The sequence below is a fragment of the Aggregatilinea sp. genome, from assembly GCF_036822615.1.
In the GTDB taxonomy this organism is placed as follows: domain Bacteria; phylum Chloroflexota; class Anaerolineae; order Aggregatilineales; family Aggregatilineaceae; genus Aggregatilinea.
The window spans coordinates 18,996-27,300 of sequence record NZ_DAISHJ010000063.1; the positions used below are offsets into that span (position 1 = coordinate 18,996).

The following is an 8,305-nucleotide window of genomic DNA, read 5'->3' on the forward strand; positions in this document are numbered from 1 at the left end:
CGTCACGATTTCGGCGGTCGGGTCGAGCGTCAGGTAGTAGTTACCCAGAACCATGTCCTTCGACGGCGCCACCACGGGCGAACCGTCGGCGGGCTTCAGCAGGTTCTTGGTGCTCAGCATCAGTTCGCGCGCTTCGGTCACGGCCTTGTCGCTCAGCGGCACGTGCACGGCCATCTGGTCGCCGTCGAAGTCCGCGTTGAAGGCCGAGCAGACCAGCGGGTGAATCTGGATCGCTTTGCCTTCCACGAGCTGCGGTTCAAACGCCTGAATACCCAGGCGGTGCAGCGTGGGCGCACGGTTGAGCAGTACCGGGCGTTCCTGGATCACTTCTTCCAGCACTTCCCAGACTTCAGGCCGCTCGCGCTCGATGATGCGCTTGGCGCCCTTGACGTTGCTGGCGTAGTTGTACTGGACGAGGCGGCTGATCACGAACGGGCGGTACAGTTCCAGCGCCATGATCTTCGGCAGGCCGCACTGGTGCAGCTTCAGCTTCGGACCGATGACGATCACCGAACGGCCCGAGTAGTCGACGCGCTTACCCAGCAGGTTGCGGCGGAAACGGCCCTTCTTACCCTTGAGCATATCGCTCAGGGACTTCAGCTCGCGGCGGCCCCGGCGGCTGAGCGCCTTGCCTCGCTGGCTGTTGTCGATCAGGCTATCCACGGCTTCCTGAAGCATACGCTTTTCGTTGCGCACGATCACGTCCGGCGCGCCCAGTTCCAACAGCCGCTTGAGGCGGTTATTGCGGTTGATCACGCGGCGGTACAGGTCGTTCAGGTCCGACGTGGCAAAACGCCCACCGTCGAGCTGCACCATCGGGCGCAGGTCGGGCGGAATCACCGGCAGCACCGTCAGGATCATCCATTCGGGCCGGTTGTTGCTCTTGATCAGACTTTCCACCACGCGCAGCCGCTTGGTCGCCTTCTTGCGGCGCTGCTTGCTGCGGGTGCTGCGAACTTCGTGCCACAGTTCTTTGGCGAGGCGTTCCAGGTCCATGTGACGCAGGATCTCAAGGAACGCTTCCGCGCCCATGTCGGCCTTGAAGACCTGGCCGTACTTCTGCTTCAGTTCGCGGTAGCGCGGCTCGCCCAGGAATTGCAGCGGCTGCAGCGAAAGCAGTTCGTCGCGGGCTTCGCTCGCCGCGCCGTGAATACGCGTCAGGCGGCGGTCCGTCTCCGACTGCACGCCCTGAATCTCGTCGGCGGCAGCGGTGGTGCGCTCGTCCATGCGCGCGTCCAGGTCGGCCAGTTCGGCTTCGCGGCGCGATTCGACTTCTTCCATGATGTCGCTCAGGCGGTCCTTCGCGGCCTCCTGAACGGCAGCCAGCATGCTGTGCTCGACGCGGTCGCCCTTGTCAGCGATCAGCACACCCGCCGCATCGAAAAACAGGTCCGACTGCAGCTTGGACCCCATCTGTGCCTCGATGCGGTCCTGAAGCAGCTGCGCCTCGCCCATCACGCCTTCGGAAAGGCGATCACGATCGGCGTTGTGCTTCTTATTGATGGCATCGATCTGAGTCTGGAGATCGCCCAGGTCTTCCTCGCGGATGGCGCGGATGTTTTCCTGCTGGTTCTCCATCTCCGACTGAATCTGTTCGATCTGGTCGGAAATCTGGTCGTCGATGCGGCGCAGCGCCTTCTGCCGCGACTCTTCGTCCACGTGCGTGATGACGTACTGCGCGAAATACAGCACGCGGTCGAGGTTGCGGCGGCTGACATCAAGCAGGATGCCCAGATAGCTCGGCACGCGGCGGGTATACCACACGTGCGCGACCGGCGCAGCCAGCTCGATATGGCCCAAACGCTCGCGGCGAACCGACGAACGCGTGACCTCAACGCCGCACTTATCGCACACGATGCCGCGATAGCGGACGTTCTTATACTTGCCGCAGTAACACTGGTAGTCCTTGGTGGGACCAAAGATGGCCTCACAGAACAACCCGTCCTTTTCCGGTCGAAGACGACGATAGTTGATCGTCTCAGGCTTGGTGACCTCACCATACGACCAGGAGCGGATTTGCTCGGGTGATGCCAAGCTAATACGCAGTGCGCTAAAGTCTTTCGCCTCCAAGGCGTGCCCTCCTCTGCGCTCGGGTGTTACCTATCCAACTGAAAGACATAACGAAATGTGCTACGTGATTGATGGTACAGAGTGGTTCGGTTAGGAACTGGTCAGAGCAACTGCGGATACCGATTAATCCCGGCATCAAAGCAAACAGCGCACGAAACACCCCGTTCCTGCGCTTAGTCCCTTATCTCATTTTCGATTGGGGAGAAGTCTCACTTGTCCGCACCTGCCAGAAAAACCCTGGTCCTACCGCCTTATCCAGTATTGGCGTACCTGATGTCAAGCGTCCCACGACCAAGGCCTTACTCATCGGCATTGCGAGCACCGGGAGCTACCAGTACAGCGCTCTCCCGTTGACTTACGACAATACGCCCGTTGATTCCGCAATTGCGCCAATGCCTGAGTATAGCAGATAGAGGCAAGAAGTCAAGCCCCGCTTTACTAAGTGGCTCGCTTTCTTGCCTTGGCAGTTGTTTTTATACCCCACAAGATATGCTCGTTATACCACGATCCCCTGCCCCACGCAACCAACTCACCGCGCCGGGGCGCAGCGGATCGTCCGTCCGTCTCCGGCAGCGCGAGCGCTCACAGCCCCTCCGAGTTCGCCACACAGCACGTCATGACGCTCCGCGCGCCAGAAACGACTGCACCGTTTTCACCACGTCGGACCGGCATGGATACCGCATCTCGCCCCAGTACAGGCGCGGGTCACCCAGCACATCCCAGTGAATCCCCATCATCCGGTACAACCGGAGCATCGAGGCCGTCATGGCGGCACAGGCATACGAAAATCCGCGTTTCCGCGACTCCTGCCACGCGAAGCTCATCAGTCCCAAAAAGAGTTCGTGCTGCGCCTCGCGCGGATCGTCTCGCAGCAGGATGCCGCGCCCGGTATCGACAACCTGCTGGTGTGGTTCGATTTCCAGGTTATAGGCCGCCTCGGTGGGCAGCGGTCGTCCGGGGGACGGAAACACGAGCCGCCCGACGATCGCCCTCTGACCGTCGCGCCACCCCACCAGATGCAGCGCCCGCTCGTCGTAGTCGTCGCGCTCCAGCCCGTCCGGCATGTCGGCGGGCTGCGCCCAGCCGTTCCGAATCACCTCAGCGAAGCGTGCCCGGTACACGGCCTCCCGTTCTTCCGGCGACTGCGCGGTGGTGAAGTGAATGCCAGGGTTGATCTGCATAAACTGCCGGGCGAAGTCGTCCCAGAGTTCGGCAGCGCGATCCACCGTGAAATTCTCAGACATCTACCGGGCCTGCTCGATTTCGCGCGGCTGGCGAGCGCTATTCACCGGCTGTGCCCAGCGGCACGACATCCCCCGCGATGTGGTAGTAGGCGGCCAGCGGCTCCGTGGACGACCGGAAGCCCTGCCCGAACATGGTGAACCGGGCGAGCAGATCCGGGTGCCCGATCTGGTACGACTGGCCGTTCAGCGTGAACGGATTGGCGGCGCTCTGCGTGGTGTCCGAATGCACCAGCAGCACGCCGATATTAGGCTCCTGAACGTTGAGCATACTGAACAGGCGGCCCTCATACGAAGCGACGAGCGTCCCCGCCTCAAACGACTCGGGCGAGTCAAAGCTGATCCCTGCCGGTGTCTCGTTGTAATAAATGTTGAACGTGCCGTTGGTCGTGGCGGCAAAGATATTCTGGAAGTTGGAGCGTCCGTCGGCTGTGGCTCTTGCGACGAAAGTGAAGTGCGCACCGGCTTCGCTCCGCATCATGGCCAGTGTGTCCTCGGTAAACAGCAGGTCGCCGGGCATATCCCGCAAATAGGTGATATAGCCATAGCTGGTGAGGTCGAACACGCTCTGGTCGATTTTCCCGATGAACTCTATGGCGTTTTGGCCGTCCGGCCCGGTGCCGATTTCGGTGGGCGCGCCCTGCGCGTACGCTCCGCCCGATACCAGCGCTACCGCCGCCACGATGCCCAACAGAAGGGTGCACAGCCGCTCGATCTGCTTCATCGTAAATCTCCTTGGGATGCTAGAGAGGTTTTAAGATTGGAGGCGGACCCGGCCTGCAAAACTTCGGGATCCAGGCATTCGAGGCAAGCGCACACCGGTCAATCGACGTGAACGAGCTTGGCCTCCCAGAACGAGCCTGTCGGGGTGAGATCTACACGCGATCGCGCATCGCAGCGCAAAGCGGCTGCCAGAGCGCCATCTATCCTTCCATTATCGACTATCTTAAACGCCTGTCAAGGGATCTATCGACGAGGAAGAACTCAGGCTGTCGAATGCAGGAGGGGTTTAAAGGGCGCTCAACCGCAGCGCCCCTCGTTACACCGACGCCCAGCAACCGGCGTCAAATCCGCTCAGCGCACGGACAATCGCGCAGGCTTCAGCAGCTCGATCTGCGTGATCCGCAGCGGGTCATCCTCGACCGGCATGACGATCGCGCGGGCGACTTCGAGCCGCGTGGGGAACCCGCCCGAAATCTCAAGCTCGTCCTGCCCCGGCCCGATCTCGTCCGCCACGATATCGATCTCGCTGCCCGCCGAGTTGAACGCCGTCATGCGGAAATCGGCGGCCCGCGACGCGCTCAGTGACGCGATCACGCCGCTGACCGGGCTGCGCTCGATCACGATCGCCAGCGCCCCGCCCGTGCACGCATCCGGCGCATCCGGCAGGCCCGTCCCCAGATAGCGCGACGATCCGCTCACGATCACCCACGGCACGCTGCCCGCGCATTCGGCATCATCCCCGTCCGGCACGACTTCCAGGCGGAAGCCCCACCCCGAAAACGCGTCCGGCGGCACGGCCATCGACGCATCGATCAGGGTGCCGTCCGGCAGGCTGTCGAACGCCACCACGAAGTTGCCGTCGCCGGTCACCACGGGATAGCGCGCAGTGTTATTGAACTCGTCCGTTTCCGGCACGGCGCTGTCCACGTCGATCCGCACTTCGGACACGAACGCGCCCCACCAGTTGAACACGTGCGGAATGAACAGCGCCGCGCTGTCACCCTGCGCCAGCCCTGCGCTCTCGCCGGTGAAGCCCGGCGTCTCGTCCAGCACGTCCTGGCTGAAATCGTAGCTGAACGGCCCGACTGGCCCCGCGCCCGCGTTGCGCACGTGCACGATGATCGCGGCTTTTTCGCCCGGCGTCGGGTGCGGCGGGAATACTTCGACGCTGTCGATCACCAGATCCAGCGCTGCCGGAGGCGGTCCATCGCCGCCCCCGCCGGGCCGGAACAACAGCAGCAGCCCGGCCACGATACCCATCATGATCAGCACCGCCGCCACCGGTACGATCACCCCCGACTGCTGCCACGCGGGACGGTGCGCGGCGCGTGTCGCGGTGATCTCGAACAGCACGCCGTCCGGCGCGCGCATATACAGCACGGGCGTCGCCCACTCGATGCCACCGACCGCATGATCGATTGCGCGCCGCGCTTCCGCCATCGCGGCATCCACCGGCAGCCCTTCGGCCACGGCGCGGTAGAGTTCCTCCGAAAACGCGCGGGCCGCTTCTTCCCCGATCACCGTCTGCATGGCGATCACCGCCGGGATGCCGCGCTGCACGAGGCTGCTGGCGATCCCCGCAAACGGATCGTTGCCCGGTTCCGTCGCGCTCTGGCACGAATTGAGCACCGCCAGCCGGATCGCGTTTTCCTCGCTCAATTCCCGCGCGAGATCCTCCCCGCGCACCGGAAAACTGCTGCCCTCGCCGTACGGATCTTCGAGCGCAATCATGCCCTGGCGCGTGCCGGGGTCGTACATGCTGTGCCCGATGTAGTGGAAAACGTGGAATTCGCCGCTGCGCAAAACCCGTTGGAGCGTGCGCAGCGAGGCGTCTTCGAGCAACACCAGCTCGATCAGGCCGCGCTTGCGCAGTGATTCGGTTGCGGCTTGCAGGGCGTTCCATTCCGCCTGCTCGTCGATGGGCGGCATGTCGCGCGGGCTGGAAATCATCACCAGCACCCGCAGCGGCAGCGCGAAGCTGGGCCGGGGGCGGTTCGTCAGGCGGCGCGGATAGCGCACCAGCGGCGTGCTGCGTGACAGCGCGAGGTAGTCCACCGCCGGATCGCGCAAAAACTCCCACGGCAGGGTCGTCAGCGCCCCGGCATTATCGAGCGCCAGCTTGATGCGCAGCCCGGCGGCATCGTTAGCCCGGTTGCGGCTGGAAAAGTAGACCGTGTACACCTGCCCGGCGAACACCGCACCGAACAACGCCTCGCCGAACGATCGCGCGGTGGCGTCGCGCTGGGCATCGGTGGCGTTCGCCGTACCGCTCAGGATCGCCAGCGTGCGCCGCAGCTCGTCATCAGCGAACGGCAGGGTGAACTCGTTCGAAACTTCGGCCTCGCCCTCGCCGAGCGGCATCTCGGTGACGGTTGCACGGTAACGCCCGCCGCCGAGATCGTCGATCCGCAGCTCGAAGTCGAGATATGCTGGCCGGTTTTCATTCATGGACGGTTGCAGTCCCCCGCCTGATAACGCTGCCGCGAATAAGTCACCTCAAGGTTATACTTATCTTAGTCTATCACGCAACTTTCCGGCCAGGGGCACCTACACGGGTCCATCTGCCTTCAGCCGCCTTGCAGTGCTTCTGCAACCGCCACGAGGTCGGCTGCGCATCCGGGCGGAACAGCGCCTTCGGGCAGCGTCCTGACTTGCTCGATCACGTTGGCAAGTTGATCGGCTTGCGTGTCAGCGCCAGGCTGCTCAACGACGATCGGCGCGTCGCAGTTCGCGCTGATCGCTTGCAGTTGGTCAAGCGAAGGAGCCGGAACGATAAGTTGAACAGCGCCTCCGGGTAGAGCCGCGATGGGCTGCACCATGTCATCAAGGTACTGCGGCGTAGGAGGCCGGCGAGAGTCATCTTCCGGCTGCTCCATCTTCACCGCCATTACGCCCCCATAAGGGCTGTAGCCCATCATGCTGGGATACTCTGCCGCCGAGAAAGCGGTCAGGAGTTCCAACGTATCCGCGTTCCAGATGTAAACAGTGCCGGATTGGGACAGACCTGCAATTCTTGTCCCGTCCCCTGTCCACGAGAAACTAAACATGGCCTCAGGAAGCGGGTCCGATTCTAGAAGAACTTCGCCTATAGTCATATCCAAAATGCCGATTGAGGTCAGAAATGCCATGCCCGGGTCGAGTGGCGAAGGGGTGCTGCCCGGCGTCCCTTGAGGAACTCGTTTGGAGGCAGAATAAACGAGGCGTGTGTCATCGGCGTTCAACGTAAAGCCAAGCATGGACTCGACCGGCAGCGTGTAGCGTGCTGTCCGTGTTCTGCGATCGAGATCGAAAACAGACACGATTTTCCCGTCTCCCGAGATGATCTGTGTGCCAGCATGGTTCGACCTCACGTATTCGACTTGATAGCCCAACGGAACCGTTTCGATCAGACGTCCGTCAGCAGCATCAAAGATCGAAATTTCCGTCCCGGAACTTGAATACACTTGCGCCCCGCCGCGAAGCCCCCCGTACACCGTCACGTCGACATCGAACCGTACGTTCAGCGTGTCGGCATCCCATACCTGCGAGCCTACGATGAGCTGTGTCCCATCGGAACTCCATCCCCCATAAGCGCCATTCGCCATTTCCTGGTACCGCAGCAGTTGAAACGCCCGGTCATACACAAACACGCCGTTACTGGCGAAGACGGCGATCTCCATCCCATCGGGATTCCACGCAAGGTCATAGACGTGCAGCGGCGTTGCGTCCTGCGTGGAGGGTGCCGCTTTCACGGGCCAGCCGACGAGACTCACCGCAGCCAGGACCAGCAGTGCATAAATCCAGCTTGATTTCATAGGGCGGCCTTCTTTCTTCTGCTTAGGAAGCTTAGGAAACAAAAAGGGAGAGCCTGCGCTCTCCCCCCGTTGATCGCTCAAAACGGATCACCAACAACTGCGTTTTGTGTTACGCCCCCGCGCCAACCCGCGCCGAAAGGTACGCCTCCATGAAGCCGTCCAGGTCACCGTCGAGCACGGCCTGCGTATTGCCGCTCTCGTGCCCGGTGCGCGTATCCTTCACGAGCTGGTACGGGTGCAGCACGTAGGAGCGGATGGCGTTACCCCACCCCGCGCTGACGTGTTCGCCCTTCAGCTCCGCGAATTCTTCTTCCTGCTTCTGGCGTTCCAGGTCCAGCAGGCGCGACTTCAGCACCTGCATCGCGCGCTCGCGGTTCTGCGCCTGGCTGCGTTCGTTCTGGCACGTCACGACGAGGCCCGTAGGCAGGTGCGTGATGCGGATCGCCGTCTCGTTTTTCTGCACGTTCTGGCCGCCCG

The 8,305-nt window shown here is 62.5% G+C and carries 5 protein-coding genes and 2 pseudogenes; all 7 read right to left on the reverse strand.

Annotated features, from left to right (window positions below; genetic code table 11):
- Positions 1–24 precede the first annotated feature (24 nt).
- A pseudogene (locus V7116_RS25840) lies at positions 25–1,047 on the reverse strand (DNA-directed RNA polymerase subunit beta'); the annotation flags it as partial.
- Positions 1,048–1,548: 501 nt separating this feature from the next.
- Positions 1,549–2,070: pseudogene (locus V7116_RS25845) on the reverse strand (DNA-directed RNA polymerase subunit beta'); the annotation flags it as partial.
- 614 nt (positions 2,071–2,684) lie between these two features.
- Complete coding sequence (locus V7116_RS16385; protein WP_324393030.1) at positions 2,685–3,314, reverse strand: hypothetical protein; 630 nt, start codon at positions 3,312–3,314, stop codon at positions 2,685–2,687.
- A 37-nt stretch (positions 3,315–3,351) separates the two neighbouring features.
- Positions 3,352–4,035: a hypothetical protein gene (locus tag V7116_RS16390; RefSeq protein ID WP_324393031.1), complete on the reverse strand. Its 684-nt coding sequence runs from the start codon at positions 4,033–4,035 to the stop codon at positions 3,352–3,354.
- A 350-nt stretch (positions 4,036–4,385) separates the two neighbouring features.
- Positions 4,386–6,482, reverse strand: coding sequence for a CHAT domain-containing protein (locus V7116_RS16395; RefSeq protein ID WP_324393032.1), 2,097 nt, complete (start codon positions 6,480–6,482; stop codon positions 4,386–4,388).
- Positions 6,483–6,601: 119 nt separating this feature from the next.
- On the reverse strand, positions 6,602–7,828 hold the full coding sequence (locus tag V7116_RS16400) for a WD40 repeat domain-containing protein (protein WP_324393033.1): 1,227 nt from the start codon (positions 7,826–7,828) through the stop codon (positions 6,602–6,604).
- A gap of 109 nt (positions 7,829–7,937) precedes the next feature.
- The coding region (locus V7116_RS16405) for a peptide chain release factor-like protein (RefSeq protein WP_324393034.1) at positions 7,938–8,305 on the reverse strand (368 nt) is incomplete at its 5' end.